This is a genomic window from Coprococcus sp. AF51-11b1 (assembly GCF_027682785.1).
Classification (GTDB): domain Bacteria; phylum Bacillota; class Clostridia; order Lachnospirales; family Lachnospiraceae; genus Allocoprococcus; species Allocoprococcus comes.
Genome location: NZ_JAQCZB010000001.1, coordinates 418,879 through 443,465, shown reverse-complemented (window position 1 = coordinate 443,465; position 24,587 = coordinate 418,879). Strand labels below are relative to the sequence as shown.

Annotated in this window: 32 protein-coding genes; 26 read left to right on the top strand and 6 right to left on the bottom strand. The window is 42.9% G+C overall.

Annotated elements, in window-relative coordinates:
• The first annotated feature begins 79 nt into the window (after positions 1 to 79).
• Both PGY05_RS02175 and PGY05_RS02170 read left to right on the top strand, forming a co-directional pair.
• On the top strand, positions 80 to 1,069 hold the full coding sequence (locus PGY05_RS02175) for a tyrosine-type recombinase/integrase (protein WP_118199360.1): 990 nt from the start codon (positions 80 to 82) through the stop codon (positions 1,067 to 1,069).
• 134 nt (positions 1,070 to 1,203) lie between these two features.
• Positions 1,204 to 1,608, top strand: coding sequence for a hypothetical protein (locus PGY05_RS02170; protein WP_270475247.1), 405 nt, complete (start codon positions 1,204 to 1,206; stop codon positions 1,606 to 1,608).
• Between the two features lie 106 nt (positions 1,609 to 1,714).
• Here PGY05_RS02170 and PGY05_RS02165 read toward each other — a convergent pair whose 3' ends face one another.
• Entirely contained in the window at positions 1,715 to 2,017 is a 303-nt protein-coding gene (locus PGY05_RS02165) for a hypothetical protein (protein WP_270475245.1), read from the bottom strand.
• A gap of 62 nt (positions 2,018 to 2,079) precedes the next feature.
• Here PGY05_RS02165 and PGY05_RS02160 point away from each other — a divergent pair, with 62 nt between their 5' ends.
• The 9 genes from PGY05_RS02160 to PGY05_RS02120 all read left to right on the top strand — a co-directional run bounded on the left by PGY05_RS02160 (position 2,080) and on the right by PGY05_RS02120 (position 6,347).
• Entirely contained in the window at positions 2,080 to 2,493 is a 414-nt protein-coding gene (locus tag PGY05_RS02160; RefSeq protein WP_270475244.1) for a hypothetical protein, read from the top strand.
• Positions 2,494 to 2,557: 64 nt separating this feature from the next.
• The gene (locus PGY05_RS02155) at positions 2,558 to 2,698 is read left to right on the top strand and encodes a CD1375 family protein (RefSeq protein ID WP_172676495.1); all 141 of its coding nucleotides are present in this window, start codon (positions 2,558 to 2,560) and stop codon (positions 2,696 to 2,698) included.
• Positions 2,699 to 2,711: 13 nt separating this feature from the next.
• Positions 2,712 to 3,596 (top strand): Ig-like domain-containing protein, encoded by an 885-nt coding sequence (locus PGY05_RS02150; protein ID WP_270475243.1) that lies wholly within the window; start codon positions 2,712 to 2,714, stop codon positions 3,594 to 3,596.
• Positions 3,597 to 3,607: 11 nt separating this feature from the next.
• Positions 3,608 to 3,985 carry a PF13754 domain-containing protein gene (locus PGY05_RS02145; RefSeq protein WP_055262295.1) on the top strand — a complete coding sequence of 126 codons (378 nt, stop codon included), beginning with the start codon at positions 3,608 to 3,610 and terminating at the stop codon, positions 3,983 to 3,985.
• Positions 3,978 to 4,244, top strand: coding sequence for a hypothetical protein (locus tag PGY05_RS02140; RefSeq protein ID WP_055262293.1), 267 nt, complete (start codon positions 3,978 to 3,980; stop codon positions 4,242 to 4,244). Before PGY05_RS02145 ends, PGY05_RS02140 begins: the two co-directional genes overlap by 8 nt.
• Positions 4,244 to 4,405, top strand: a complete 162-nt coding sequence (locus tag PGY05_RS02135; protein ID WP_172680505.1) for a hypothetical protein — start codon at positions 4,244 to 4,246, stop codon at positions 4,403 to 4,405. The genes PGY05_RS02140 and PGY05_RS02135 overlap by 1 nt, the downstream gene beginning before the upstream one ends.
• A 28-nt stretch (positions 4,406 to 4,433) precedes the next feature.
• On the top strand, positions 4,434 to 4,790 hold the full coding sequence (locus PGY05_RS02130) for a hypothetical protein (RefSeq protein ID WP_242856300.1): 357 nt from the start codon (positions 4,434 to 4,436) through the stop codon (positions 4,788 to 4,790).
• A 5-nt stretch (positions 4,791 to 4,795) separates the two neighbouring features.
• Complete coding sequence (locus PGY05_RS02125; RefSeq protein WP_022221038.1) at positions 4,796 to 5,116, top strand: hypothetical protein; 321 nt, start codon at positions 4,796 to 4,798, stop codon at positions 5,114 to 5,116.
• Positions 5,117 to 5,156: 40 nt separating this feature from the next.
• The gene (locus PGY05_RS02120; RefSeq protein WP_270475240.1) at positions 5,157 to 6,347 is read left to right on the top strand and encodes a GH25 family lysozyme; all 1,191 of its coding nucleotides are present in this window, start codon (positions 5,157 to 5,159) and stop codon (positions 6,345 to 6,347) included.
• A gap of 20 nt (positions 6,348 to 6,367) precedes the next feature.
• Here PGY05_RS02120 and PGY05_RS02115 read toward each other — a convergent pair whose 3' ends face one another.
• Together PGY05_RS02115 and PGY05_RS02110 are read right to left on the bottom strand one after the other, a co-directional pair.
• Positions 6,368 to 6,649, bottom strand: coding sequence for an ABC transporter substrate-binding protein (locus tag PGY05_RS02115; RefSeq protein WP_270475238.1), 282 nt, complete (start codon positions 6,647 to 6,649; stop codon positions 6,368 to 6,370).
• A 121-nt stretch (positions 6,650 to 6,770) separates the two neighbouring features.
• A complete protein-coding gene (locus PGY05_RS02110) occupies positions 6,771 to 7,067 on the bottom strand; it encodes a hypothetical protein (protein ID WP_270475237.1) in 297 nt (98 codons plus the stop codon).
• 119 nt (positions 7,068 to 7,186) lie between these two features.
• Between PGY05_RS02110 and PGY05_RS02105 the strand changes: the two genes are divergently transcribed.
• The 5 genes from PGY05_RS02105 (at position 7,187) to PGY05_RS02085 (ending at position 10,220) form a co-directional block, all read left to right on the top strand.
• A complete protein-coding gene (locus PGY05_RS02105) occupies positions 7,187 to 7,564 on the top strand; it encodes an SdpI family protein (protein ID WP_117558887.1) in 378 nt (125 codons plus the stop codon).
• Positions 7,565 to 7,578: 14 nt separating this feature from the next.
• The gene (locus PGY05_RS02100; RefSeq protein WP_117558889.1) at positions 7,579 to 8,127 is read left to right on the top strand and encodes an alpha/beta family hydrolase; all 549 of its coding nucleotides are present in this window, start codon (positions 7,579 to 7,581) and stop codon (positions 8,125 to 8,127) included.
• Positions 8,128 to 8,330: 203 nt separating this feature from the next.
• Positions 8,331 to 8,699 carry a VOC family protein gene (locus tag PGY05_RS02095; protein ID WP_055262281.1) on the top strand — a complete coding sequence of 123 codons (369 nt, stop codon included), beginning with the start codon at positions 8,331 to 8,333 and terminating at the stop codon, positions 8,697 to 8,699.
• Positions 8,700 to 8,874: 175 nt separating this feature from the next.
• Complete coding sequence (locus PGY05_RS02090; RefSeq protein WP_195250694.1) at positions 8,875 to 9,831, top strand: ketopantoate reductase family protein; 957 nt, start codon at positions 8,875 to 8,877, stop codon at positions 9,829 to 9,831.
• Positions 9,832 to 9,959: 128 nt separating this feature from the next.
• Positions 9,960 to 10,220 carry a hypothetical protein gene (locus PGY05_RS02085; protein WP_008369481.1) on the top strand — a complete coding sequence of 87 codons (261 nt, stop codon included), beginning with the start codon at positions 9,960 to 9,962 and terminating at the stop codon, positions 10,218 to 10,220.
• 369 nt (positions 10,221 to 10,589) lie between these two features.
• Here the strand turns inward: PGY05_RS02085 and PGY05_RS02080 are convergent, their stop codons facing one another.
• Positions 10,590 to 10,799: a hypothetical protein gene (locus tag PGY05_RS02080; protein ID WP_022220316.1), complete on the bottom strand. Its 210-nt coding sequence runs from the start codon at positions 10,797 to 10,799 to the stop codon at positions 10,590 to 10,592.
• Between the two features lie 302 nt (positions 10,800 to 11,101).
• On the opposite strand from PGY05_RS02080, the gene PGY05_RS02075 reads away from it, so the two are divergent.
• From PGY05_RS02075 to glgB, 6 genes are all read left to right on the top strand, one after another.
• A complete protein-coding gene (locus tag PGY05_RS02075; RefSeq protein ID WP_195250693.1) occupies positions 11,102 to 12,442 on the top strand; it encodes an MATE family efflux transporter in 1,341 nt (446 codons plus the stop codon).
• Between the two features lie 97 nt (positions 12,443 to 12,539).
• Complete coding sequence (locus tag PGY05_RS02070) at positions 12,540 to 12,797, top strand: hypothetical protein (protein WP_055249282.1); 258 nt, start codon at positions 12,540 to 12,542, stop codon at positions 12,795 to 12,797.
• A 173-nt stretch (positions 12,798 to 12,970) separates the two neighbouring features.
• On the top strand, positions 12,971 to 13,348 hold the full coding sequence (locus PGY05_RS02065; protein WP_008369472.1) for a diacylglycerol kinase family protein: 378 nt from the start codon (positions 12,971 to 12,973) through the stop codon (positions 13,346 to 13,348).
• A gap of 33 nt (positions 13,349 to 13,381) precedes the next feature.
• Positions 13,382 to 13,825 carry a phasin family protein gene (locus PGY05_RS02060; protein ID WP_008369470.1) on the top strand — a complete coding sequence of 148 codons (444 nt, stop codon included), beginning with the start codon at positions 13,382 to 13,384 and terminating at the stop codon, positions 13,823 to 13,825.
• On the top strand, positions 13,818 to 15,413 hold the full coding sequence (locus PGY05_RS02055) for an ABC1 kinase family protein (protein ID WP_022220317.1): 1,596 nt from the start codon (positions 13,818 to 13,820) through the stop codon (positions 15,411 to 15,413). The genes PGY05_RS02060 and PGY05_RS02055 overlap by 8 nt, the downstream gene beginning before the upstream one ends.
• 19 nt (positions 15,414 to 15,432) lie before the next feature.
• The gene (glgB, locus tag PGY05_RS02050) at positions 15,433 to 17,217 is read left to right on the top strand and encodes a 1,4-alpha-glucan branching protein GlgB (RefSeq protein WP_195250692.1); all 1,785 of its coding nucleotides are present in this window, start codon (positions 15,433 to 15,435) and stop codon (positions 17,215 to 17,217) included.
• A gap of 605 nt (positions 17,218 to 17,822) precedes the next feature.
• Here glgB and PGY05_RS02045 read toward each other — a convergent pair.
• Positions 17,823 to 19,613, bottom strand: a complete 1,791-nt coding sequence (locus PGY05_RS02045; RefSeq protein WP_195250691.1) for a glycoside hydrolase family 2 protein — start codon at positions 19,611 to 19,613, stop codon at positions 17,823 to 17,825.
• 201 nt (positions 19,614 to 19,814) lie between these two features.
• On the opposite strand from PGY05_RS02045, the gene PGY05_RS02040 reads away from it, so the two are divergent.
• Positions 19,815 to 20,564 (top strand): phosphatase, encoded by a 750-nt coding sequence (locus PGY05_RS02040; protein ID WP_055249273.1) that lies wholly within the window; start codon positions 19,815 to 19,817, stop codon positions 20,562 to 20,564.
• A gap of 98 nt (positions 20,565 to 20,662) precedes the next feature.
• On the top strand, positions 20,663 to 21,265 hold the full coding sequence (locus tag PGY05_RS02035) for a DUF1836 domain-containing protein (RefSeq protein WP_117835834.1): 603 nt from the start codon (positions 20,663 to 20,665) through the stop codon (positions 21,263 to 21,265).
• A 124-nt stretch (positions 21,266 to 21,389) separates the two neighbouring features.
• On the opposite strand, the gene PGY05_RS02030 is transcribed toward PGY05_RS02035, so the two are convergent.
• Positions 21,390 to 21,698, bottom strand: a complete 309-nt coding sequence (locus PGY05_RS02030) for a YerC/YecD family TrpR-related protein (RefSeq protein ID WP_022220320.1) — start codon at positions 21,696 to 21,698, stop codon at positions 21,390 to 21,392.
• 257 nt (positions 21,699 to 21,955) lie between these two features.
• On the opposite strand from PGY05_RS02030, the gene pcrA reads away from it, so the two are divergent.
• Positions 21,956 to 24,193, top strand: a complete 2,238-nt coding sequence (pcrA, locus tag PGY05_RS02025) for a DNA helicase PcrA (protein WP_195250690.1) — start codon at positions 21,956 to 21,958, stop codon at positions 24,191 to 24,193.
• A 145-nt stretch (positions 24,194 to 24,338) separates the two neighbouring features.
• The gene (locus PGY05_RS02020) at positions 24,339 to 24,581 is read left to right on the top strand and encodes a hypothetical protein (protein ID WP_044998722.1); all 243 of its coding nucleotides are present in this window, start codon (positions 24,339 to 24,341) and stop codon (positions 24,579 to 24,581) included.
• Positions 24,582 to 24,587: the final 6 nt, after the last annotated feature.

Sequence of the window (24,587 nt, the reverse complement as noted above, 5' to 3'; positions counted from 1 at the left end):
GAATCAGCAGTTGCCGTTTTCAAATTGCTACTTAATTCAGTATGACAGTTGATATACTGAAAGCAAAAAGGAGAGACGTATGGAAGCAAAAATAATGGATGTATTGCGAAGAATGCAACCGGTTTTAGATGAAATGCAATTACGTGAGCTGAAAGAAGTGTTACAGATGACATTTACCGGATGCAGAGTAATCCAGGAAACGGACCTGCAGGTTGTAGACAGGAGCTGGGAAGTGGATCTGGAAGAGTTTCTGATGAGTAAAGCACTGGAAGGAAAAGCATCAAAGACAGTGAAGCAATATCGGTATGAACTGGTTCGGTTACTGACCTATATCAATAAGCCAGTGAAGAACATAGATTCTGGAGATATTTCTGGATTCATGCGGGCTTATAAAATGATCCGCAAGGTAGCAAACCAGACACTAAAGAATGTCCGGGCAGTGTATAGCAGCTTCTTCGGATGGCTGCGAGATCGTGACCGGATTCGGAGAAATCCGATGGTGCTGGTGGAATCTATAAAAGTAGAAAAGAAGATCCGGAAACCATATACTGATGAAGAACGGGAGCGGATGCTGCGTAAATGCAGCAGTCTTCGGGATAAAGCGTTACTAGAATTCCTATATAGCACAGCAGTCAGAGTATCGGAGCTTTCAGAGATTAACAGGGAAGATATCCGGTATGCGAATAAAGAGCTGATTGTATATGGAAAAGGAGCGAAAGAAAGGACGGTGTACATCAATGAACGAACCAACATGTACCTGAAAGAATATCTGGAAAGCAGAAAAGACAATGATCCGGCGCTATTTGTCGGAAGCAAGAAACCGAATAGCCGGCTGACGAAAACAGGAATTGAGGATATCATCCGGCGGATTGGAGAGAAGGCGGGTGTAGAAAATGCGCATCCGCATCGATTCCGGAGGACGGCTCTGACAAATGCATTGAACCGCGGAATGCCTCTGCAGGAGGCTATGATATTTGCGGGACACGCAAAGTCAGAGACAACCATGCGATATTGTACAGTGAATCAGGAAGGTGTACGGTATCATCACTTTAAATATTTAAGCGCATAAGTAAATAAACTTATTTATTTACACTCGGCATTGGTCGGGTGTTTTTGTTATGCGCTTTTATATATGTAACTTTATCAACCAGTCAAAGGAGGGATTCTGAACTAAATAGCAATTTAGTAAAAACGGCTGTGTACATGAATAATGGTGCATACAATATCGCACCAAGCAACTCGGAATTTCAAGGAACTGATTTCAGTAAAAAGATTCTTGACAATATAGGACTTGTGCATAATTATGATGCTACGAATTACAAGCATACTTTTACAGTTCCGCAAGATGGTATATATCTAATTCATGCGTATATGAACTTCCAACAAGGAGTTGCAAAACAATTGAGTCTATACGCAAAATTGGAAAGAAACAATGTGGAGCAGTCAAGACAGTCTAAACTCATAGGACCTTATAATGGTGCCGATTTTATGTTTCTAAATGAAATCAACGCTGGAGATAAAATACGGTTTACTGTTCTGCAAAACTCCGGAAGCGTTATACAGGTTTCTGGTGGATGTAGGCTAAATATTATTCGTATGGGAAAATAAAGTTATAAAAACACTGAATATTCGTACTGTAAATTCCCTGCTTATGCACCTAAAGCAGGGAGGTATAATGTGCAGGTAAACATCTTATTTTGGAAAATGGAAATAATTATGCCTTTACATATGAACAAAATCCATTTTTAACATACAAAATATGAACGAACAATGTAACCGTTGCGGTTCCGTTTCCGAAGTTGTGTCCTTCAATCCCAAAATGATTACTTGTAGAATATCTTGCAGCCGTAGATACATTTAACCAAAGATCGTAATCGCCATGGAAATTCCATGCTAAAACCTCTAACGGATAATAGCCAGGTATTGTCGGCAAGTCCCAGGTCCATCGAAAATCAGAATTAGCAGCAACCTTCAAATTTGTTTTTGTGATTTCAACATTTTTGATTATATTATTCATTGCTGTTATTTTGCTATTTAGTTCAGAATCCCTCTAAAAAGAAGAAAGGGGCAAACAGAAAAATGAAAATCACATTCAATGATGGTCAGGAACTGCAGATCCAGCAGATCACTGAACAGACGGATGGCGCACTTCTGATCAAGACCATTTCAGCACACGAGGATCAGCTGAAGACTTTATTCTCTGATCAGACAACAACTAAGAGAATGTCTGTGAGCGAACGGGATGCAGATACCGTTGTGTATGAAAACTACACAAAGCTCGATGCAATCGTGAAGTACACGGCCGGCATTCTTGGTGTGTTAATGTACCGGGAAGGAGAGGATCCGGACAGCCGGATGGCAGCTCTGGAGGCACGACTTAAAGAAGCAGAAGAGAAAAATGCGAACCTGCAGTCAAGAGTCGAAAAAGCGGAGGAGAAAAATGAAATGCTCGAAGGATGCATTTTGGAAATGTCTGAAACGGTATATCAGTAAAACGATAATTGTATTAACCATTTTATTTTTATTCATATTATTACAAATTTCAGGAGGAAAAGAAATGATGGCAATGTTATGGGCGCAGCAGATTATGTTAGGAAAGAAAACTTATTCACAGGTACCGAGACTTTTAAAGGACAAGGTAAAAGAGGTCCTGATTGATTCCGGAGCAGAAGATCTGGTAACAGAAGACAAGCAGTAGAGGTGAAGCGTAGATGGCAGTAAAAACAGCTCAATATATATTTAATGGTCAGGCATACAATCTGACCTATAATTCGACCTCCGGGAAATGGGAAGCTACGGTTACAGCTCCAAGTAAGTCGAGCTATAATCAGCCGGATCATGTTCTTGGCGGAACAGTAAAGGCTACAGATGAGGCCGACAATACTACCACGGTAGATCAGAGTCATGCTACTCTCGGCGCATCACTTAAACTCCGTGTAAAAGAAAAGACAGCACCGACTATCACGATCACGTCTCCGTCTGCAGGAGCTTATATCACAAATACAACTCCGACTATCGAATTCCAGGTAAAAGATACAGACTCCGGAGTAAATGCAGGAACAATCGCAGTCACAGTTGATGGTACAGCCGTATCGACGGTAACAAAGACTGCTATTGACGGTGGATATAAGTGCACATGCACATCACCGACGTTAAAAGATGGATCACATACGATTTCGGTCAAAGCATCCGACAACGATGGTAATGCAGCTGCAGCTAAGACAGCAACATTTACAGTTGATACAGTGCCTCCGACACTGCAGATCACAGCTCCATCAAATAACCTTATAACCAACAAGAAGACAGTAACGGTAAGTGGTAAAACAGATGACGTATCATCTAAGCCAGTTACAGTAACGGTAAATGGAGCAACTGTAACGGTCGGAACAGACGGAACATTTACTAAGGACGTGACTCTTGCTGAGGGTGCAAACACCATCACAATCGTAGCTAAAGACAAAGCCGGAAAGACTACTACAGTCACACGTAAGGTTACTGTCGATACGTCAGCTCCGGTAATTAAGTCAGTGACTCTTACTCCGAATCCAGTAGACTGCGGAAAGACATTCATTATTGCAGTCGAGATTACCGACTAGGCGGTGCGCCTATGGTAGTAAAGGTAAGCGGTAAGATAGATGGAAAAGAAGTAATATTCGAGAGAGATGAAGGGGACCGGTGGAATGCCACGGTCCCTTATGATTTAGATGGAATGTATGTGGTGGAGTTGACGGCAGAAAATGATGCAGGCAATATTGCATACTGCACGAAGATGCTGTTGATTGTTGATCCGGCTACTCTATGCGTAAGACTTGTTCCACTTGATTATATGGTGGAAATTGTTCCGGAAGACTGTAAGGTTACAGTTATTCCGGAAGATTATGCTGTAGAGGCAGTTCCGGAGCAGTATCAAGTTATCGCAGAGCCAGATCCGCTCTTTGTGGAGGTAATTTATCCGATACACGGAAGGGGGTGTTGTTGTGAATAAAATTAGATTTATCCTGGGCGAAGACAAGCACGTTAAGCTATTGGTGCGAAGTCCTAACGATGAGCCATTTACGATTCTGACAGCATCTTATGAGCTGGCACGTTACACAGACATCGTGGTGCAAGGAGAGTGTGATATCAATGAGCATTATCTTGACTGCAAGATTGCTCCGAAAGAAAAAGGAACACATATATTGGAAGTGACTTATACGGTTGCGGATTCGATCAGGAAAGCAAGGATAGAAGTTGAGGTGGTTTAATGCTTAAAATTACAGATGTGAAATTAAGCAAAAATACGGTTGCGACCGAGGAAAAATTTACGATTTCTGTACAGATCCAGGAAACGGTTGATTATCCGTATGATTACCATTACGACTATCCGATAGCGTATACCGGAACAGCAAAGCCGGTAAAATCATAAGAAATTTAATTGAAAGAGAGAAAAAGCGGTGAAAGACGTATTGATGCAGACATATATCATTGCGCTTCCAATCTTATTGGGATATATTGTCTGGCTCTTGCAGGAGCAAAAAAAGAAACAGGTGCAGGACGCAAAAGAGCGTGATGAACGGATTGCGGAAGAACGTAAAAAAAGGGATGCAAACAGCGCCGGTACAATGTTACTTCTTAGGGTACAGTTAATTGAATATCACGGGAAATATATGAAGCTTGGTAAGATACCGAGCTATGCTTATGAAAATTTCTGTGAGATGTATGAAGCATATCATCGGCTTGGTGGGAATGGCATGATCACAAAAATGAAACAGGAAATAGAAGAATTACATCTAAAACAAAAAGGAGAGTAACGATTATGAATACGGAAATGTTGATGCAGTATATTACCTATGCACTTGGTGGAATCGGAATTTTAGCATTCCTTGTGAGCGTAGTTGTACAGGTGATAAAGGAAATGCCGGTACTGAAAAAGATCCAGACCAATGTGGTGGCACTTGCAGTGTCACTGATCCTGACACCAGTGGCGGTGGTGGTCTTGTGCATTTATTATGGAATTGTAATTGAATGGTATTATGTATTTGCCTCATTTCTAGCAGCATTTATTGTGTATCTGGTAAGCACCGGAGGCTGGGAACGGATCACAGAAATCTGGAACAGAAGTAAATACAAGGAATAATGGGGCGAATAGTCGCCCTCTTTTTGAAAGGAGAAACATTATGGCAATGAATGGAATTGATATTGCAAGTTATCAGGCAGGAATTGACCTCAGTGTGGTCCCGTGCGATTTTGTGATTGTAAAGGCAACAGAGGGAACAGGCTACGTGAACCCGGATTTCGCAAGAGCTTACGCACAGGCTAAGAACGCCGGAAAGTGTCTTGGAATCTACCATTATGCGAATGGTGGAGATTACCAGAAAGAAGCAGATTATTTTCTTGATAGAATCGGAAACCGTATAGGTGAAGCAATCCTTTGCCTTGATTGGGAGGGAACAGGCAACCCGGCATACGGCAGCTCAGATTTTGCATGGTGCAAGAGCTGGCTTGACTATGTATACCAGAAAACAGGCGTGCGTCCGCTCCTGTACTGTTCGCAGTCTGTAGCCTATAGATTTTCTAATATTGGCAATTACGGGCTCTGGATTGCACAGTACGCAGACATGAACGCCACAGGCTATCAGGATAAGCCGTGGAATGAGGGAGCTTATACTTGTGCTATCCGGCAGTATAGCTCTTGCGGTAGATTGAATGGATGGGGCGGTAATCTCGATCTGGATAAATTCTACGGCGACAAGGACGCATGGAACAAATACGCCGGAAAAGGAAACGCAACCAAACCGGCAGAAACACCGAAACCGACAGTGAATACTCCGAGCGGATCCACGCTCGATCTGGTTGTTGGAGTCATGCAAGGAAAATACGGGGCTGGCGACAACCGCAAGAACGCCCTTGGAACACGGTATAACGAAGTCCAGAGCTTCATCGACCATATCTATTCTGCATCCGTAGATACACTGGTGAGTGAAGTGAAAGCTGGTAAATATGGTAACGGTGACACAAGAAAGGTTGTTCTCGGTAGTCGTTACACAGAAGTCCAGAACAAGATCAACGCTGCGTTTGCCAGAAAATCAAATGAGCAGATCGCACAGGAAGTTCTTGCCGGTAAATGGGGCAACGGAAATGACAGAAAGAATCGTCTTTCAGCTGCCGGATATGACTACAATACGATTCAGAATATCGTGAACGGTAAGTCAGGTGCTTCATCCGCACAGTATTACACTGTCCAGTCTGGAGATACGCTTTCCGGTATTGCAGCTAAATACGGCACGTCCTACCAGAAGGTTGCGCAGTTGAATGGAATCAGCAATCCGAATGTGATCTATGTAGGACAGAAGTTACGAGTAAAATAATAAATATTGTCTTGTACTAACTAAACTACCCCAAAACCAGTAACAAGAGTCAAATTAATTCCTTCATCCGCAAAATACCCATTTTCAATCGCAATGTATTGCGGGGCATAGAAGATAGAATGGGCGACTTCGTTCAGTGTCACAGAGACAGGAGAAGAATTGGTGTCATGATTGGCTTGGGAAGTGACGGTTTCAGCTTTAGGATTCGTAGCATTATCATCGGCAGGTGCAGAGCTGCAGGCTGATAAAAGGCCGACAGTTATAGCAGAAACAAAAAGTAAGGATATAAAATTTTTTTTCATAAGTCCTCCTGGGTGGTATAACATTCTCATTTAAGATATGCAAAAAATGTGAAATTGGTGTTTTTATCTGATAGCCAATCGTTCTCCGCTGAAGATTTTGAAACTCCAGAACAACCTGCAACTAAAAGTCCCTTATTTTATCATATAATTTATCCGAGTAATATGGCAGATAAATAATAGCAAAAGTATAAGCCATATGTTTCGCTTCGGTTAAGTCATTTGTCCTTTTTTCACCATAATATTTGCTCATAAGTGGCTGACTTCCATCACCTACGCTCTGCAATATCAGGTTGATGATCACCAGTGAAATATTAGGAGTCAGAGCAAGTCCGAAAGGAGCGAGTCCTGCCTTAAAAATTGATTTGTATAGAGAACCGAATTCACCAGCATTTGCACAAATTTCCATTTTTTTTACCACAAAATGCACAAGAACCGAAAACGGTTTGTTGATTAATTTGTCCCAAGAGAGTAAACTGAAACATAAGACATTTGGTGTGTGTATTTGAGAAAAACTGATAAAATAATGGAGGTGCGGTTATGGGATTCTGGATTTTTATGCTTATAATGGATTTACTGATTCCGTTTACAATGATCGGTTTCGGAAAAATGTTTTTGAAAAAAGCACCGGATCAGATCAATTATGTGTTTGGTTACAGAACATCAATGTCAATGAAGAATCAGGACACCTGGGTATTTGCACATCATTATTGCGGAAAGATCTGGTATATCTGTGGACTTATTCTTTTGGTGGTATCTTTAATTGTGTTACTTCTGGTTATGGGAAAGTCTAATGATGCCATAGGAAATGTCGGTGGAATTTTGTGTGTATTTCAGATGATTCCACTGGTGGGTTCGATCATACCGACGGAGATTGCACTCAGGAAAAATTTTGATAAATATGGAAATAAAAGATAAATCAGGAGGATGCCATGAAAATAGCAGTATTTTTCCCAGGCATTGGTTATCATTGTGATAAGCCACTTTTGTACTATGCAAGAAAACTGGTTCAGGAATATGGATATGAAAAGACAGTCATGCAGGAGTATTCCTATAATGGCAAAAATATACGCGGCGATAAAAAGAAAATGCAAGAGGCATTTGAGTGCTTGTATGCGCAGGCAGAAAAGAAGCTTGAAGAAATCGCATTTGACGAGTACAGTGAAGTTTTATTTATTTCCAAAAGCGTAGGAACCATTATTGCATCAGCTTATGCTGAGAAATATAAGATAAAATGCTGCCAGATTTTGTATACCCCGCTTGAACAGACTTTTATGTTTGAACATGATGATGCAATTGCATTTATTGGAACTGCGGATCCGTGGAGCGATGTAAAAAAAGTAATTGCATGTTCAAAGAATCAGGCAGTTCCGATTTATGTGTATGAGGATGCCAATCATTCATTGGAAAAAGAAAATATTTTACAAAACATTGATATCCTGAAAAACGTAATGGAAAAGACACAGAAGTATTTGCGGTAGCTATTCCAAGAAAGCGAACCCATTTGCACTGGAGGTGTCGAATAAATCCCGTGCAATCCGGATAACGTTGTGTGCATAGGATGGAAGATATCCTCCATGGCGGTGTGCCACTGGGAAGGGAAGTTGAATTGGAAAAGCCTATTTTTTACCAGGAAGATCAGAAAAAACTGATAGAGTAAAAAAATCAGGTTGTGGAGGAGAAGATGAGATTAAGGAATATCCTGATTGTCGTAAAAGACATTGAAAAATCAAAGAAATTCTATCATGATCTGTTTGGTCTGGATATCATTCTGGACAATGATGGAAACGTTATTCTGACAGAAGGACTTGTTTTACAGGACGAAAAAGTCTGGAAGGATGTTACAGGAAAAGAAGTTGTCCCGGAGAATAATTCCTGTGAACTTTATTTTGAAGAGCGGAATATTGAAGCGTTTACTGAAAAATTAGAAAAACTGTATCCGGAAACCAAATATGTCACCAGGCTGATGACGTACAGCTGGGGACAGAAAGTGATCCGTTTTTATGATCTGGACGGCAATTTGATTGAAGTTAGGACACCGATGCGGGGATAAAGAGAAAATAACATACCTCAGGAGGACAACAAAATGGCAGCGGTACTTTTACGTGCAGCATCTCTGGCGTTTGTCATGGTTCTTGGAATTTTATTGAAAAAGACGGGAATCGTCGGCAATCCGGCAAGGGTACTCCGAAAGGTTGAAAAATAGAAAATTTACGAGGTGAGAGAAGATGAAGATAAAATCAGTTGCAGTTTTAGGTGCGGGAGCAGTAGGCTCTTATGTGATCTGGGGTCTTTCTGAAAAATCAGATATCCGGCTTGGAGTGATCGCTGAAGGAGAAAGAGCAGAACGTCTGAAAAAGAACGGATGTGCGATCAATGGCAAGACTTACCATCCGGAAGTGTGGACTCCGGATGAGGCACATGACGTGGATCTGATGGTGGTTGCTTTGAAATACGGTTCACTGGAAGGTGCTTTGGAGAGTATACAAAAAGCAACAGGCGAGCATACGGCGATCATGAGTCTGATGAACGGTATTGACAGCGAAGAGATCATTGGCAGAACAGTGGGAATGGAGCATGTGTTACCGGCACTGATCAAAGTGGCTTCACATAAAGAGGAAAACGGTTATCATTTTGATCCACCGACCACACTTGGAATCATTTTCGGAGAACCGTCCGCACCGTTCGACAGCGAGCGGGTGAAAGCAGTGGAAGAGTTATTTGCAGATACCGGGATTCATTTCCGCTCCACAGAGTATATTCAGGAAGAGATCTGGTGCAAGTTCTGCCTGAATGTGTGCAGCAATCTGCCGCAGGCGATTCTGGGAGCAGGCGTTGGATGTTACCGTGACAGCGTGCACATGAAAGCAATCAGTGACGGATTAAAAAGAGAGCTGGAAGCAGTCGCACAGGCAAAAGGAATCGATATGAGCAAGACCGAAAGCTCGTCCGGACGTGGAAGTGCGGTTCCACCGTCAGCCAGATATTCCACCTTGCAGGATCTGGATGCCGGATGCCACACGGAAATCGATATGTTCTCCGGTGCGCTTGTTCAGATGGGAAAAGAGCTTGGAATCCCGATGCCGTATAATGAATACACCTATCATATGATCAAGGCGCTGGAAGAGAAAAACGATGGTAAATTTGATTATACCGGGAAGGAAGAACTGACCTGGTCAAAGTAGAAAATATAGAGCGGGTATGTTATGCTGAAATCAGCATAAATTAAAATGTGCGATTTCGGGACGAGATGTAAGATCAGATTCTTGTAAAAAGAACAACATAAAATGAAAAAAAGAAAGAGAGAGAAAGCATGAACGAATTATATGAAGCAATTGAAAAGAAAATCAAATCATCCGGATATCCGAGACTGATTTCCGGAGAGGATGTATACGATGATATTTGTGATCAGATTGAAGGAAAGGAAAATGGAGAATATATTTTACTTTCCAAATTTGATGATGATGTCGTGTTTGAATATCATATCACGATTCAGGATGATGATTTTAATCTTGGAATCCTGACCATGAAGACACCGGAAGGCGTATTTGAAGTAGATTTTGATGAGGAATAGAAGATGAAGATTACCGTTTATCTTGGTGCAAATGAAGGAAATGTTTTCCGAACGTCTGGAATTTCTCTAGAATAATTTTTATTCTTATGGCGAATATGCCCTGGTTGGAACAAAGGGCTATTGCTATGAAGGAAAAGATACGATCGAACATTTTGAAAAGCTGCGCAGCCGGGAAATTGAGCGCCTGCGGGTTTCTTTGGAGATGGCGAAAAAGGCAGGATACCAGAAATTTACCGGGATGATTTTTGGAGAAAATGAGACAAAGGATGTTCTATGCTTTTTCATGTTATAGTAGTAGTTACCAGCGTAAATATAAGGAACGGTTTCGGACAAAAAGAGCGAAACCGTTCCTTATTTGGTTGATAGAAGTCACTCACATTTCTCCGGATCAATTTTCGGCGGCCGATAATGATAGACTTCTTCGTAGGATTCCAGCTCAGCTCTGTTTGTGGGACCGACAGGGATCAGACCGGTGCAGTCCTGCGCAGATGCTGCATTAGACAGATAATCGTAGGAATCGATGATCTTCTGATTGGATTTTTTGCGGGATGAAATATCAGAATGTTTTTCTTTTTTCATGGGGACCTCCTTATCTGATATGGCACAGGCAGAAAAAAGTGAAAATCTTAAAAACTGCCGGCAGGATAAGATAAGTATGTGCTGATAGGTAGAAAGTATGTATGAAAAAAACGGTTTCTGCCTCATTTGGATTTGAAAACTATGTGAGATAGAAAGAAAGCCGTTTGTTAAACGCATCAGGGCAAAAAAATACTTGCATTCTGAGTTTAAGAAGACCATAATAGCAAAGGGATTTTTTTGAAATTATTTGAAATCAGGAATGAAGTAAGAGAGAAGCAGAGGAAAAAGGGAGTTAAAAGAAAATGGAACAAAAGCATATGTTCACAAATAAAATGATTGCAGATCTTCTGATACCGGTCGTTCTGGAACAGCTTCTGAACTCCATCATGGGAACAGCGGACACAATGATGGTAAGCAATGTGGGATCTGCGGCGATTTCAGCAGTATCGCTGGTGGATTCGATCAATGTGCTGGTGATCCAGGCGTTTTCTGCGCTGGCGGCAGGAGGCGCGATCGTCTGTGCACAGTATATCGGACAGAAGAATGTGAAGCGGGCAAATGAATCCGCAAGGCAGGTGCTGTTTATTATTACGGCAATTTCGGTTGTGATCAGCCTGATCTGTCTTGTTTTCCAAAAGCCGATGCTGCGTCTGATCTTTGGATCAGTGGAGGCGGAGGTCATGCGTGCGTCGGAAATTTATTTCTTCTACACGGCACTGTCCTTTCCGTTTATCGCAGCTTATGATTCGGCAGCATCGATTTTCAGGGCACAGGATAATACGAAAGGTCCGATGCTCATTTCCATGATATCCAATGTGATGAACATTGCAGGAAATGCAATGCTGATCTGGGGATTTCATATGGGTGTTGCAGGGGCAGCACTTGCAACTCTGATTTCACGTGTTTTCTGTGCAGTTGTAGTTCTGGCCCAGCTGCGACAGGACAGGCAGCCGATCGTGGTGCGTGATTATCTGAAAATCCGTCCAGACTTCCGGATGATCCGGAGAATTCTAAGTATCGGTATCCCTTCAGGGGTAGAGAACAGTATGTTCCAGCTTGGAAAGCTTGCGATTCAGTCCTCCGTATCAACGCTCGGCACAGTGGCAATCGCGGCACAGGCAATGACGAGTATTCTGGAAAATCTGAATGGAATTGCAGCAATCGGAGTTGGCGTTGGGTTGATGACGATTGTTGGACAGTGTATTGGGGCTGGCAGAAAAGATGAAGCGGTTTACTATATCAAAAAGCTTTGTATGATTGCGGAAGTGATTCTGATCATCAGCTGTCTGAGTGTATTTGTACTGACAAAACCGATCACGATCCTTGGTGGTATGGAAAAAGAAAGTGCGGATATGTGTATACATATGACGATGTGGATCACGATTGTAAAGCCATTGGTATGGATTATGGCATTTATCCCGGGCTATGGTATGCGCGCAGCCGGGGATGTGAAATTTTCAATGCTCACATCTTGCACGACGATGTGGCTGTGCCGTTTTTGCCTCAGCGTATTTATGATCCGGATAGTTGGTGTCGGAGCGATGGGCGTGTGGATCGGAATGTTTTCAGACTGGATACTCCGTGGGATTATTTTTTCGTGGAGATTCCACAGCAGAAAGTGGCTGAAGCATCAGGTGATTTAAAATTCTTACATAGATTTTACATGGCAGATCCTTTGGATTTTACATACCTTTGTTAAGATTCTGTTAAAGGTAAGGAATTTGGAAAGGAAGATGTAAAATGAGAAAGCTGTGGGATTTCTGGAAGAATAAAAAATATGGAAAAAAGAGTATGACAGGATGGTTTCTGCTGACGAATGCATTATTGTGTGGGGTTATAGGTGCAGCACTTTGGGGAGTTGTCAGTCTGGTGGCGTTAAAAGGAATATCCTGGCTGATCATATTTGCAGGATATGCGATTGTTTTCCCGGGATTCCTCGGAGGTGTACTTTTTGCAATGAATGCGGAAACAACGATGGATGAATTAGAGATAAAATAAACTGACAGAGAAGCGGAAATATCAGAAATGGTATTTCCGCTTTTTTCGATACAAAATACAAATACAAATTTACAATTTTTACAGATTGTATAGAAAGAAAATACGGAAAAGACTGGTTATTATAGAGCTGATTTGGTAAAATAAAGACAATAATAAGAAGCAGGTGATGAAATATGGACAGTCAGAAGAAAGATCCGCTCTATAAGAGTTTTGGATACGCATTTGAAGGGATTGGTACCTGTATCAAAAAAGAGCGGAATATGAAGATTCACTGTGCGGCAGCGATTCTGGTAGTGATTGCCGGAGTGATATTGAAGATCTCATCGCTGGAATGGTGCATCTGCCTGACACTTTTTGGGCTTATCATGGCGCTGGAGCTGGTCAATACCGCAGTAGAAGCGGTGGTCGATCTGGTGACGGAAGAGCGGAAGCCACTTGCAAAGATTGCAAAAGATACAGCAGCAGGTGCGGTTCTGATTGCAGCAATTATGGCAGCGATCGCCGGGATTATTATTTTTCTGCCAAAGGGGCTTACATTCCTTGGGTTTTAAAGCAGATTGAAATTGTGAAAGGAGATAGACGTTATGGGAAGTTTAGGAGATGGAGTTAAGAAAGTATTACTTGCAGGGATTGGTACAGCAGCAGTAACTGCAGAAAAGTCAAAAGAAGTTCTGGATAAGATGGCAGAACGTGGAGAAGCAGCTGTAGAACAGGGAAAAGTTCTGAATCAGGAACTTCGCCACAATATCAAGAAGACTGTAAAAGAAAATGTCAATGTTTCTGTTAAGACATCTTCACCGGAAGAACTGGACGAGCTACTTGATAAGATGACACCGGAGCAGATTGAACAGCTCAAAGAAAGAATTTATGAGCGTGAAGCAGCAGTTTCTGAAGAAGAAACAGAAAAAGTAGAAGAAGCTGTAGAACAGGCAGGAGAGACGGCTGAAACTGTTGAAACAGAGACGGCAAAGGAAGCAGCAAAAGAAGTTGAAGCAATCGAATCTGGCAACGAGGACATGAATGAGTAACAAAAACCAGCCAAAAGAGTCAAATAAATACGGTTCCAGACTGCGGGAGATGACAGCAGTCCTCAGAAAACATGGGATTACCGGTGGACTTACCCCGGAAAAGCTCCGGCTGATCCTGGAGGATCTGGGGCCGACTTATATTAAGCTTGGTCAGATCATGTCACTGCATTCCGACATTCTTCCGAAAAGCTATTGTGAAGAACTGATGCGGCTTCATTCCGAGGTGACACCGATGCCATTTGAACAGGTAGCAGAAGTGATCCGCAAGTCCTACGGTTATGAGTGGAACGAAGTGTTCCAGAGCATTGATGTGCATCCACTGGGATCGGCATCGATCGCACAGGTCCACCGGGCGGTTCTGAAGACTGGGGAAGATGTTGTCGTCAAAGTTCAGAGGCAGGGCATCTATAAGGTAATGTCCAGAGATATCAGTCTGCTCCACAAAGCGGCAAAGCTGGTCCCGCCAGGTACGATCAAGGACATGGTGGATATTAACATGGTTCTGGACGAGCTCTGGACTGTCACCCAGCAGGAGATGAATTTCCTTCTGGAGGCAGCCAGTATGGAAGAATTTGCCCAGCGCAATCAGGATGTGGCTTTTGTTACAACGCCTCGGCTCTATCGCGAATATACGACCAACCATGTGCTAGTGATGGAATATATTGATGGATTTGCAATCAACGATAAAGAAAATCTGCTGGCAAATGGCTATGATCTGAATGAGATTGGAACAAAGCTTGTAGATAATTACATTCGCCAGGTTATGGAGGACGGTTTTTTTCATGCTGATCCGCATCCGGGCAATGTGCGTATCCGTGATGGAAAGATTGTTTGGATCGATATGGGAATGATGGGAAGACTTACCGAGCGTGACCGGGAACAGATCAGCAATGCAGTCAAAGGTGTGGCAGAGAATGACATCGGTCTGATCCAGGAAGCGGTGATGGCACTTGGCGAGTTCCGCGGAAAGCCGGATCAGAGCAAGCTGTATGAAGATATCAATAATCTGATGGCAAAATATGGAACGATTGATATGGGTGATATCGATATTGCGGAAGTTATGCAGGATCTGATGGAAGTGATGAAGGAAAATAAAATTTCTATGCCTCATGGACTTACTATGCTTGCAAGAGGACTCGCCAATATGGAAGGTGTGCTTGCCGAGATCAGTCCGCAGATCAACATGGTTGAGATTGCGGCGGCACGGATGAAGGAGAGCTTTCTGACGAAGGAACAGTGGAAAAAAGAGATAAAGAATGATGCAAAAAGACTGTATCGTTCTCTTCACAAGGCAATGGATATTCCTTCCCTTGCAGCAGACATCCTGCAGGGTCACATGAAAGGACAGACCAGAGTCAATCTGGATCTTCATACTTCGGATGAGCTTTCCGGGTTGCTCAGGAGGTTGGTGCGGAATATTGTAATGGGGCTGTGGGTGATGGCACTTCTGATCAGTTCCAGCATTATCTGTACAACCAATATGCAGCCAAGGTTGTGGGGGATTCCGGCAATCGGTGCGTTTGGATATCTGATGGCATTTGCTATTGTAATGTATGTTTTTATCAAACATATCTTTTCAAAAAAATAAATAAACAGGGGGAAAAGAGATGCGGAAGGAGTTTTATACAGGGCATCTTTTTGATGTATATCGTTATTTTGGAGCGCATAAAGAGGGTGAAAATTTTATTTTCCGTGTGTTTGCGCCATCGGCAAAAGGAGTGTGCGTATTTGGAGAATTCAGTAACTGGACAGAGATCCCGATGTATCAGGAGGAACAGAGCGGTGTATATGTGTCAGAGCCGATTCCGGCGAAGACTGGTCAGCTGTATAAGTACTGCGTTTACACAGCAAATGGCGGAAGGGTAGAGCACTGTGATCCATATGGCTTCCAGATGGAATTAAGACCAGGAGATTGCTCAATCTTAACGGATCTTTATAGTTATAAATTTAAGGATGAAAAATGGATGAAGAACCGGACAGTCGGATTTGACAGTCCGGTCAATATCTATGAGATCCATGCAGGATCCTGGAGAAAAAAAGGAGAAGGGCATACAGACTGGTATACTTATATTGAGCTTGCAAAGCTTCTGATTCCTTATGTAAAAAAGAATCATTATACTCATATTGAGATGATGCCGCTTTCCGAGCATCCTTTCGACGGATCCTGGGGATATCAGAATACCGGATTTTTTGCGCCGACCGCACGTTATGGAACACCGGATGAGCTGAAAAAATTTGTGGATGAGTGTCACCAGGCAGGAATTGGTGTGATCATGGATTTTGTTCCGGTACATTTTGCAGTCGATTATTATGGACTGAAAGAATTTGATGGAACCTGTCTGTATGAATATCCAAATGCGGCAGTAGGTGAAAGCGAATGGGGAAGCTGTAATTTCATGCATTCCAGAGGGGAAGTACGATGTTTCTTACAGTCGGCAGCAAATTACTGGCTGAGTGAGTTCCATTTTGACGGAATCCGTATGGATGCAGTCAGCCGTCTGATCTACTGGCAGGGTGACGAGGCCAGAGGTGTTAACGGAACGACACTGGATTTTCTGAAGGTGATGAACCAGGGACTAAAGTCCCTTCATCCGACAGCCATGCTGATCGCAGAAGATTCCACCAATTTTCCAGGTGTTACCAAACCGGTTGACCAGGGAGGACTTGGTTTTGATTACAAGTGGGATCTTGGCTTCATGCACGATACACTGGAATATTTCCAGAGTGCACCAGAATACAGAAGCAGAGATTATCATAAGCTGACATTCTCGATGATGTATTATTATAATGAGCATTTTTTGCTGGAATACTGTCATGACGAAGTGGTACATGGAAAGGCAACGATTCTCCAGAAGATGAACGGAGAATATGAGGATAAGTTCCCGCAGGCAAGAGCTATGTATCTGTATATGATGGCGCATCCTGGTAAGAAGCTGAATTTCATGGGAAATGAATTCGGTCAGCTTCGCGAGTGGGATGAAAGCCGCGAGCAGGACTGGGATATCCTAAAATATCCGCTCCATGATGCATTTCACCGTTATATGATCGAACTGAACCGTATCGGTCAGGAAAATGATGCATTCTGGCATGATTATGATCCGGAGAATTTCAAATGGCTGGACTGCCATCAGGAAGAACGCTGTATCTATGCTATCAAAAGAAAAGGAAAAAATAAGAACTTTATTGCGATATTCAACTTCTCAGACGAAGAACAGGAAGATTACGAACTGGATACCGAAGAAGAAGGAAAACTCAGTGTGATACTGGATACGGACTGGGATGAATATGGAGGAAATACAAAAAAGAAAAAGACATTGCCGGCAAAAGCAAAAAAAGGGACGCATGTGACGCTGAACCTGCCGCCGTTTTCGGGGATTTTGCTGATGAGTTAGGTGATGGGGAAGGGACGCCCGGGGCAGAACGATATTTATGCTTTCGGGCGCGCTTTCGCTCCGCAAAAAACGCAGCGGTACTAAGTTCGGTGATACCGCAAGCGTTATCCCCTCACTAAGTGCCGGCGTTTTTTGAGGGCCCGCCAGCAGAATTATCGTTCTGCCCCGGGCTGTGCTATGACATCAGAACCGCATCAGCGAAGGGGGGAAGACGGCACCATACTAAGCGCACAAAAACTAATACCAGGGGGGACGGCATCCGCTGCGCATCGCCTGGATGTGGTGTCTGACGGGAAGTGGTGGCAATGGATTTGCAGAAGTACTGGAGGTATATTGATAAGGTATAAAGTTTACGTTCCTGAGCAACCTATCCCACTGAAATTAAAATAGTATTTTCCCAGTGCGGCAGCGAAGCGCCTCCGCACAACTTGTACTGGAGCGACAAACGCAAGCACCCATGCATTCGGAATGAACCCCATCGGAAACGTCGGTACTTAGTGAGAGGATGTCGTCAGACATCATCGAACTTAGTATCCGCTACGTTTGCGGACTAAGCGCGAGCGGGGGTGAATCCGAATCCATGGGTGCGTAACTTTGTCAACCACCTACAACTTACAAACCTCCCTGTCGTAAGTCATCAGTCCGTTTATTTCATCTTCGATGTCGGAGAGTTGTGTATATACTGCTCCGCACAATCCCTGTTCTTTGAGGGGGTCGATTTCTTCAGACATAAGTTTATGATAGGCTGCCTGGAATTCTTCCTGTGAAGAGCAGATTTTATATCCGTATGTCTTGCCGGAGCAGGTATGTCCTTTGACCTGGCAGGTGTAGCCTCCGTATTCGGAAATGACGAAAGCGCGGTCGGATGGAGTTACGAACTGCTTTGCAAAGTAGTTATGTTCACTTTTGAAATCTCCCTGCCGTCTGTCAAACCATCCACTGGCGGAATCGATGAGCCGGGTGTCATCCAGTTCGCGGAATAAGGCAGTGAGCTTTTTTGAATCAAACTGTCCCCAGCCTTCATTGAAGATTACCCAGGTGCTGATGCATGGGAATGCTTTTAGGGCAGTGACAGTTTCTTTGCATTCACGGATGAATTCTTCTCTGCCATGTACATTTTTCCTGCCGAAGAGAGGATGAATCCGGTCGCTGGTGTGAAGCTTGAATTTTGGAAAGAGTGCAGGCAGCCAGGTCATGAACGGAGCATTGTAGGTGCCACCGTTTACCATGTCCTGCCAGACGATCATTCCAAGGCGGTCGCAATGATAATACCATCTTGCAGTCTCAACTTTTACATGCTTACGGATCATGTTGAAGCCGAGATTTTTCATGGTCTGGATATCATAGATCAGCGCTTCATCAGATGGCGCAGTGTAAAGTCCGTCCGGCCAGTATCCCTGATCCAGGACTCCATTCAGAAAAAGTGGTTCATGGTTCAGGCAGAAGCGGGGAAGTCCTTTTTTATCCGGTTCGATGGTAAAGGTACGCATTGCAAAATAGCCGGTGATTTTATCTTCGCCTGCCTGTATCTCAATTGTATAAAGATAAGGATCATCAGGATTCCAGGGATGCATATTGTTGACGTCACAGTAGCAGGAGTAACAGCAAAGAGAGTCAGACTGATTGGTGCAGATCCCTTTGGAAATCAGGCGACCGTCCATGTCTCTGACGTGACAGACAACCGCTTCGGCATCGCTGCATCCAGAAATCGGATGATTTAAAAGAAGGGATACGTGTACCGTCTCTTTTTCATATAAAGGGGTGAGTTCCAGTTTTTTGACATAGACAGCCGGAACCCATTCCATCCATACTGTCTGCCAGATTCCACTCTGGGCGGTGTAGAACATTCCGCCACGCTTTAATTTTTGTTTTCCAACACTGTGATAAGAAGTGTCGGAACGGTCTTCGATGTGTACAGTCAGAGTGTTGCAACCCTCCTGCAGAGCATCTGTGATATCAGCAGAAAATGGAAGATATCCGCCGATATGTGAGACAACTACTTTTCCATTTACCAGAACTTTCGCATACTGATCGACTGCACCAAAATGCAAGATGCACCGGGATCCGTCGGAAGGAAGGCACTTGACCGACAGCAGGCGCTCACAGAGCATTTTTTCGTGCGGCTTTAACTGGAAACCGGCACCGGAAAGAGGGGCTTCCGGAGAAAAAGGAACGAGAAGAGTTCCTTCTTTGGTTATGGTATTTTTTTTTGAAAGAACTGTGTAATTCCATTCTCCATTCAGGTTGATATATTGATCGCGGATCATTTGCGGACGTGGATATTCTTCTAGTATGTGCTGCGGATCAAGAGCTTTTCCCCAACGGGTAGTCAGTGTCTGATGGGAAGCTTTTCTGGGAAGGATCCGTACACTTGCAAGTGCTGCTAAAAGATTCATAAAAAAACCTCTTTCGTTAAATATTCTTATAGTCTATTGTACCATGTGACAACAAAAACACCGCACATTTTATAGAAATTTTAGAAATGAAAACAGTGGGGAAAAACGGATTGTAAAAAAGAAAGAATCAGTTTATCATAAGAATATAAGAAAAGATGAGCTGTGAGAACACAGACAAAGAGCAGGCAGGAGGAAAGACCGATGAAAATAGTTTTAGATACACATGCACATACCATTGTCAGCGGACATGCATACAATACGATACGTGAGATGGCACAGATGGCGAAAGAGAAAGGACTGGAGGCATTTGCACTGACTGAACATGCACCGCAGATGCCGGGAACCTGTCATGAGTTCTATTTCCAGAATCTGCATATCGTACCGCGTGAAATGTACGGCGTGAGACTGTTCATGGGTGTGGAATTGAATATTATGAATGAAAAGGGAGAGGTTGACCTTCCGGAGAGCACACTTTGTCAGATGGATATTGCAATTGCAAGTATTCATGGACCTTGTTATAAAGGCGAGCGGACGGAAGAGGCAATCACGGCGGCATACCTTGCGGCAATGGAGAATCCGCTGATTCACATTATTGGACATCCGGATGACGGAAGATATCCGGTGGATTATGAACAGCTGGCCAAAAAAGCAAAAGAGACAGGAACCGTTCTGGAGGTAAATAACGGTTCGTTAAGACCTGGCGGATTCCGCGTGGATACCAGGAAAAATGATTTAAAAATGCTGGAATACTGTAAGAAATACGAAGTTCCGGTTACGATGGGAAGCGACGCACATATGGATGTAGATCTTGCAGATTACAGTTATGCGCTTCCGGTGATCGAGGAGAGTCATTTTCCGGAAGAACTGATCGTTAATACTTCTGCAGAGCTTCTGAAATCATGTATTCGGTATAAACGGAATATGTGGAAACAGAAAAAAGTGAATTGTTAATACGTCACTTACGTTAAAAAAGCCTGGATGAAAGATAGAGAAAAGACTTGATATATAGTTTTTAATACTATATAATATCTATATTGAGGTGAAAAAGAATGACGATAAATACGGAAGATTTATTAAACAGTATCCTGGAAAGTGTCGGCAGAATTGATTATATTCATCCGGTAGATATTCCGAATATAGATTTATATATGGATCAGGTAACAACTTTTATGGAGGAGCAGCTCAGTTCGACGAAGCGTTATGAGGATGATAAGATCCTGACGAAAACGATGATCAATAATTATGCGAAGAACAATCTGCTTCCGCCTCCGAACAAGAAAAAGTATTCCAAAGAGCACCTTCTGGTTTTGATTTTTGTCTATTATTTTAAGAACCTGCTCTCAATCAAAGATATTGAGATCTTGTTAAAGCCACTGACAGACAAATATTTTGCTGTGAACTCGGAATTTGACATGGAAAGTATCTATGAAGAAGTCTGTAAGATGGAAAAAAGCAGGATCGGAGAGTTGCAGGATAGTATTCGTAAGGCGTATGAGACTGCTGAGCATTCTTTTGTATGTGTGGATGATGAAGAAAGAGAACAGCTTCAGAAGTTTGCCTTTATCTGTAATCTCAGTTTTGATGTGTATGTGAAAAAGCAACTGATTGAAAAAATGGTGGACGAACTTCCAAAGCCGGATAAGAAAAAATAAAAGCGTTAGCTTTTTTAAGAAGAATAAAAAAAGGAACGGATTTCAGATTTTGAAATTCGTTCCTTTTTGCTATTATGTGTTTGGCAATAGCTGTTACTATCAACTCCTGCCGGTGTCTGTAAAATTAAGATTCAGATTCTTCAGCCCCTGCCTGAAGTCTCTCAAATACCATATCGTATCCATCATTACCATAATTAAGAGAGCGGTTTACGCGGCTGATTGTTGCTGTGGAAGCACCAGTCTTTTCTGCAATCTCCAGGTATGTTTTCTGATCACGTAGCATCTTAGCTACTTCAAAACGCTGTGAAAGCGATAAAAGCTCATTGATCGTGCAGACATCTTCAAAGAATGTGTAGCATTCTTCTCTGCTTTTCAGACTGAGAACGGCATCAAATAAAGAATCGACCGCTTCTGTTCTGATTTTTCTACTCATTATATTATCCCTCCATGACAAATAATCAATAAGAGTGTGACATAAACTGCCCCACTCATTCATACAATGACATATTAGCACATTAAAATTTTAAAGTCCAGATATTTTGCAAAATTTTACAGATAAGAAAAAAGGAGTTGGATTTTTCTATTTTTACGACGAAAAATAGGGACGAGAGATTCTTTGACACCCTACTTTTTTTATAATATAATGATGCAATAGAGCCTCGAGAGAGGAGAAGAAAGAGGAACAAAAATATGAGTATTTATGATACATTAAATGACAGACAGCAGGAGGCCGTTTTCTATACAGAGGGCCCGCTTCTGATCCTTGCCGGAGCAGGATCCGGTAAGACACGTGTCCTTACACACAGGATTGCCTGGCTGATCGATCAGATAGGTGTGAACCCATGGAATATCCTGGCGATCACATTTACGAACAAGGCAGCCGGGGAGATGCGTGAGAGAGTGGATCAGATTGTTGGATTCGGTTCGGAGAGTATCTGGGTGAGCACCTTCCATTCAATGTGTGTGCGGATCCTGCGCAGATATATTGACCGGCTTGGGTATGATACAAATTTTACGATTTATGATGCAGATGATCAGAAGACACTGATCAAGGATGTGTGTAAATATTTGCAGATTGATACGAAAATGTTTAAGGAACGGTCGCTTCTTAGTGCGATTTCTTCTGCAAAAGATGAGCTTGTCACACCGGAAGAGATGACACTTCGTGCGGAAGGGGATTGGGCGAAAAAGAAGATTGCACAGGTTTATACCGAGTATGAAAAGCAGCTGAAAGCTAACAATGCACTCGATTTTGACGATCTGCTTTTAAAGACGGTACAGCTTCTTCAGACACAGCCGGACGTGCTGGAGTATTATCAGGAAAGATTCCGTTATATCATGGTGGATGAGTATCAGGATACGAATACGGTACAGTTTAAGCTGGTAAGCCTTCTTGCCGGTAAGTATCAGAATCTGTGTGTAGTTGGTGATGACGACCAGTCAATCTACAAATTCAGGGGTGCGAATATCATGAATATCCTGAATTTTGAAAAAGAATATCCGAATGCGAAAGTGATCAAGCTGGAACAGAATTACCGTTCCACATCCACAATCCTGAACGCCGCAAATGAAGTGATCCGTCACAATACAGGACGAAAAGAGAAGTCGCTCTGGACCGAGAATGGTGAGGGTGAGAAGATTCAGTTCCGTCAGTTTGATTCTGCTTACGATGAGGCGGATTATATTGTCAGTGATATCAAAGACAAGGTGAACAGTGGAAAAAGAGAATATAAGGATTTCGCTATTTTATACAGAACCAATGCGCAGTCACGTATATTCGAGGAAAAGATGGTGGTATCCAATGTTCCGTATAAGATCGTTGGTGGAGTAAACTTCTATGCAAGACGTGAAATAAAGGATCTGCTGGCATATTTAAAAACAGTAGATAATGGAAAAGATGATCTGGCAGTACGGAGGATCATCAATGTACCGAAGAGGGGAATCGGACTGACAACTATCGGAAGGGTGCAGGATTATGCAACGGAACGGGAGATCAGTTTCTATGAAGCAATCCTGGCTGCAGGATCGGTTCCGGGAATCGGACGTGCGCTTGGCAAAATCGAATCCTTTGCAGCCCTGATTGAGCATTTTAAAGCCGAAGGCGAACGCATGAGTGTAGCGGAATTGATGGATGAGATTATCGATGCGACTGGATATGTAGAAGAACTGCAGGCAGATTCTGATGAAGAAGCAGAAAGCCGTCTGGAAAATATTGAAGAGCTCCGGAATAAAATTGTTGCATACGAAGAGTCCTGTGAAGCAGAAGATGAAAAATCGACACTTTCCGGTTTTTTAGAGCAAGTGGCATTGGTTGCAGATATCGACAGTCTTGATGAGGAGACGGACTATGTGGTGCTGATGACTTTACATAGTGCGAAAGGCCTGGAATTTCCACACGTCTATCTCGCCGGCCTGGAAGATGGGATTTTCCCAAGTTATATGACGATCACGGCAGATGATCCGGCAGAGCTGGAAGAAGAGAGAAGACTCTGTTATGTGGGAATTACCCGTGCAAAGGAGAATCTGACGCTGACCTGTGCAAGACGACGGATGGTACACGGTGAGACACAGTATAATAAGATGTCCAGATTCTTAAAAGAGATTCCGCTGAGTCTGCTTTCTACCGGTGCCCTGTTCAAAAAAGAGCAGACAGAGGAGGAACCAAAGGTATCTGCTTACCGTCAGGCAAAGCAGGCATTTGCGACAAAAGCGTTCGCAGCGACAAAGCCTGAACAGCAGTTTACTGTGACCAAGGGAAAAGGTCCGGGATATGATGTGGGGGACAGAGTGCGTCATATTAAGTTTGGGGAAGGTCTGGTGACACAGATCACAGAAGGCGGACGAGACTATGAAGTGACTGTGGACTTTGATACGGCGGGCACGAAGAAGATGTTTGCCATGTTTGCAAAACTGCAGAAAATTGACTAAAATTGCACTATGTGCCTAAGAAACACATTCTTTTTCGGAAAATCTGTGCAATATGGTGGAAATTATGCATGGATTTGTGGTATACTAGCTATAAACAATGAGTGAGCCGAAGCAGAGAGTGACGGCAGAAAGGGCGTGTATGGAGATGAACAGAATCGAAGAATTACTTGCAACAACGAAACTCAACGATATGATGCATAAGAAAGATGATGATCAGAAGACAACTGTTCTCTGGATTCTTGCAATTATCGGTGCGGTAGCAGCAGTTGCAGCAATTGCATATGCAGTATATTGTTTCTTTACTCCGGATTATCTGGAAGACTTTGAAGAAGATTTTGACGATGATTTCGACAATGATTTCTTCAGTGATGAAGATGAAGTACAGTAATATTAA

Coding starts and splice junctions, on each gene's coding strand:
- PGY05_RS02175 (WP_118199360.1), top strand. CDS start 80: ATGGAAGCAAAAATAATGGATGTATTGCGAAGAATGCAACCGGTTTTA.
- PGY05_RS02170 (WP_270475247.1), top strand. CDS start 1,204: ATGAATAATGGTGCATACAATATCGCACCAAGCAACTCGGAATTTCAA.
- PGY05_RS02165 (WP_270475245.1), bottom strand. CDS start 2,017: ATGAATAATATAATCAAAAATGTTGAAATCACAAAAACAAATTTGAAG.
- PGY05_RS02160 (WP_270475244.1), top strand. CDS start 2,080: ATGAAAATCACATTCAATGATGGTCAGGAACTGCAGATCCAGCAGATC.
- PGY05_RS02155 (WP_172676495.1), top strand. CDS start 2,558: ATGATGGCAATGTTATGGGCGCAGCAGATTATGTTAGGAAAGAAAACT.
- PGY05_RS02150 (WP_270475243.1), top strand. CDS start 2,712: ATGGCAGTAAAAACAGCTCAATATATATTTAATGGTCAGGCATACAAT.
- PGY05_RS02145 (WP_055262295.1), top strand. CDS start 3,608: ATGGTAGTAAAGGTAAGCGGTAAGATAGATGGAAAAGAAGTAATATTC.
- PGY05_RS02135 (WP_172680505.1), top strand. CDS start 4,244: ATGCTTAAAATTACAGATGTGAAATTAAGCAAAAATACGGTTGCGACC.
- PGY05_RS02125 (WP_022221038.1), top strand. CDS start 4,796: ATGAATACGGAAATGTTGATGCAGTATATTACCTATGCACTTGGTGGA.
- PGY05_RS02120 (WP_270475240.1), top strand. CDS start 5,157: ATGGCAATGAATGGAATTGATATTGCAAGTTATCAGGCAGGAATTGAC.
- PGY05_RS02115 (WP_270475238.1), bottom strand. CDS start 6,649: ATGAAAAAAAATTTTATATCCTTACTTTTTGTTTCTGCTATAACTGTC.
- PGY05_RS02105 (WP_117558887.1), top strand. CDS start 7,187: ATGGGATTCTGGATTTTTATGCTTATAATGGATTTACTGATTCCGTTT.
- PGY05_RS02100 (WP_117558889.1), top strand. CDS start 7,579: ATGAAAATAGCAGTATTTTTCCCAGGCATTGGTTATCATTGTGATAAG.
- PGY05_RS02095 (WP_055262281.1), top strand. CDS start 8,331: ATGAGATTAAGGAATATCCTGATTGTCGTAAAAGACATTGAAAAATCA.
- PGY05_RS02090 (WP_195250694.1), top strand. CDS start 8,875: ATGAAGATAAAATCAGTTGCAGTTTTAGGTGCGGGAGCAGTAGGCTCT.
- PGY05_RS02085 (WP_008369481.1), top strand. CDS start 9,960: ATGAACGAATTATATGAAGCAATTGAAAAGAAAATCAAATCATCCGGA.
- PGY05_RS02080 (WP_022220316.1), bottom strand. CDS start 10,799: ATGAAAAAAGAAAAACATTCTGATATTTCATCCCGCAAAAAATCCAAT.
- PGY05_RS02075 (WP_195250693.1), top strand. CDS start 11,102: ATGGAACAAAAGCATATGTTCACAAATAAAATGATTGCAGATCTTCTG.
- PGY05_RS02070 (WP_055249282.1), top strand. CDS start 12,540: ATGAGAAAGCTGTGGGATTTCTGGAAGAATAAAAAATATGGAAAAAAG.
- PGY05_RS02065 (WP_008369472.1), top strand. CDS start 12,971: ATGGACAGTCAGAAGAAAGATCCGCTCTATAAGAGTTTTGGATACGCA.
- PGY05_RS02060 (WP_008369470.1), top strand. CDS start 13,382: ATGGGAAGTTTAGGAGATGGAGTTAAGAAAGTATTACTTGCAGGGATT.
- PGY05_RS02055 (WP_022220317.1), top strand. CDS start 13,818: ATGAGTAACAAAAACCAGCCAAAAGAGTCAAATAAATACGGTTCCAGA.
- glgB (WP_195250692.1), top strand. CDS start 15,433: ATGCGGAAGGAGTTTTATACAGGGCATCTTTTTGATGTATATCGTTAT.
- PGY05_RS02045 (WP_195250691.1), bottom strand. CDS start 19,613: ATGAATCTTTTAGCAGCACTTGCAAGTGTACGGATCCTTCCCAGAAAA.
- PGY05_RS02040 (WP_055249273.1), top strand. CDS start 19,815: ATGAAAATAGTTTTAGATACACATGCACATACCATTGTCAGCGGACAT.
- PGY05_RS02035 (WP_117835834.1), top strand. CDS start 20,663: ATGACGATAAATACGGAAGATTTATTAAACAGTATCCTGGAAAGTGTC.
- PGY05_RS02030 (WP_022220320.1), bottom strand. CDS start 21,698: ATGAGTAGAAAAATCAGAACAGAAGCGGTCGATTCTTTATTTGATGCC.
- pcrA (WP_195250690.1), top strand. CDS start 21,956: ATGAGTATTTATGATACATTAAATGACAGACAGCAGGAGGCCGTTTTC.
- PGY05_RS02020 (WP_044998722.1), top strand. CDS start 24,339: ATGAACAGAATCGAAGAATTACTTGCAACAACGAAACTCAACGATATG.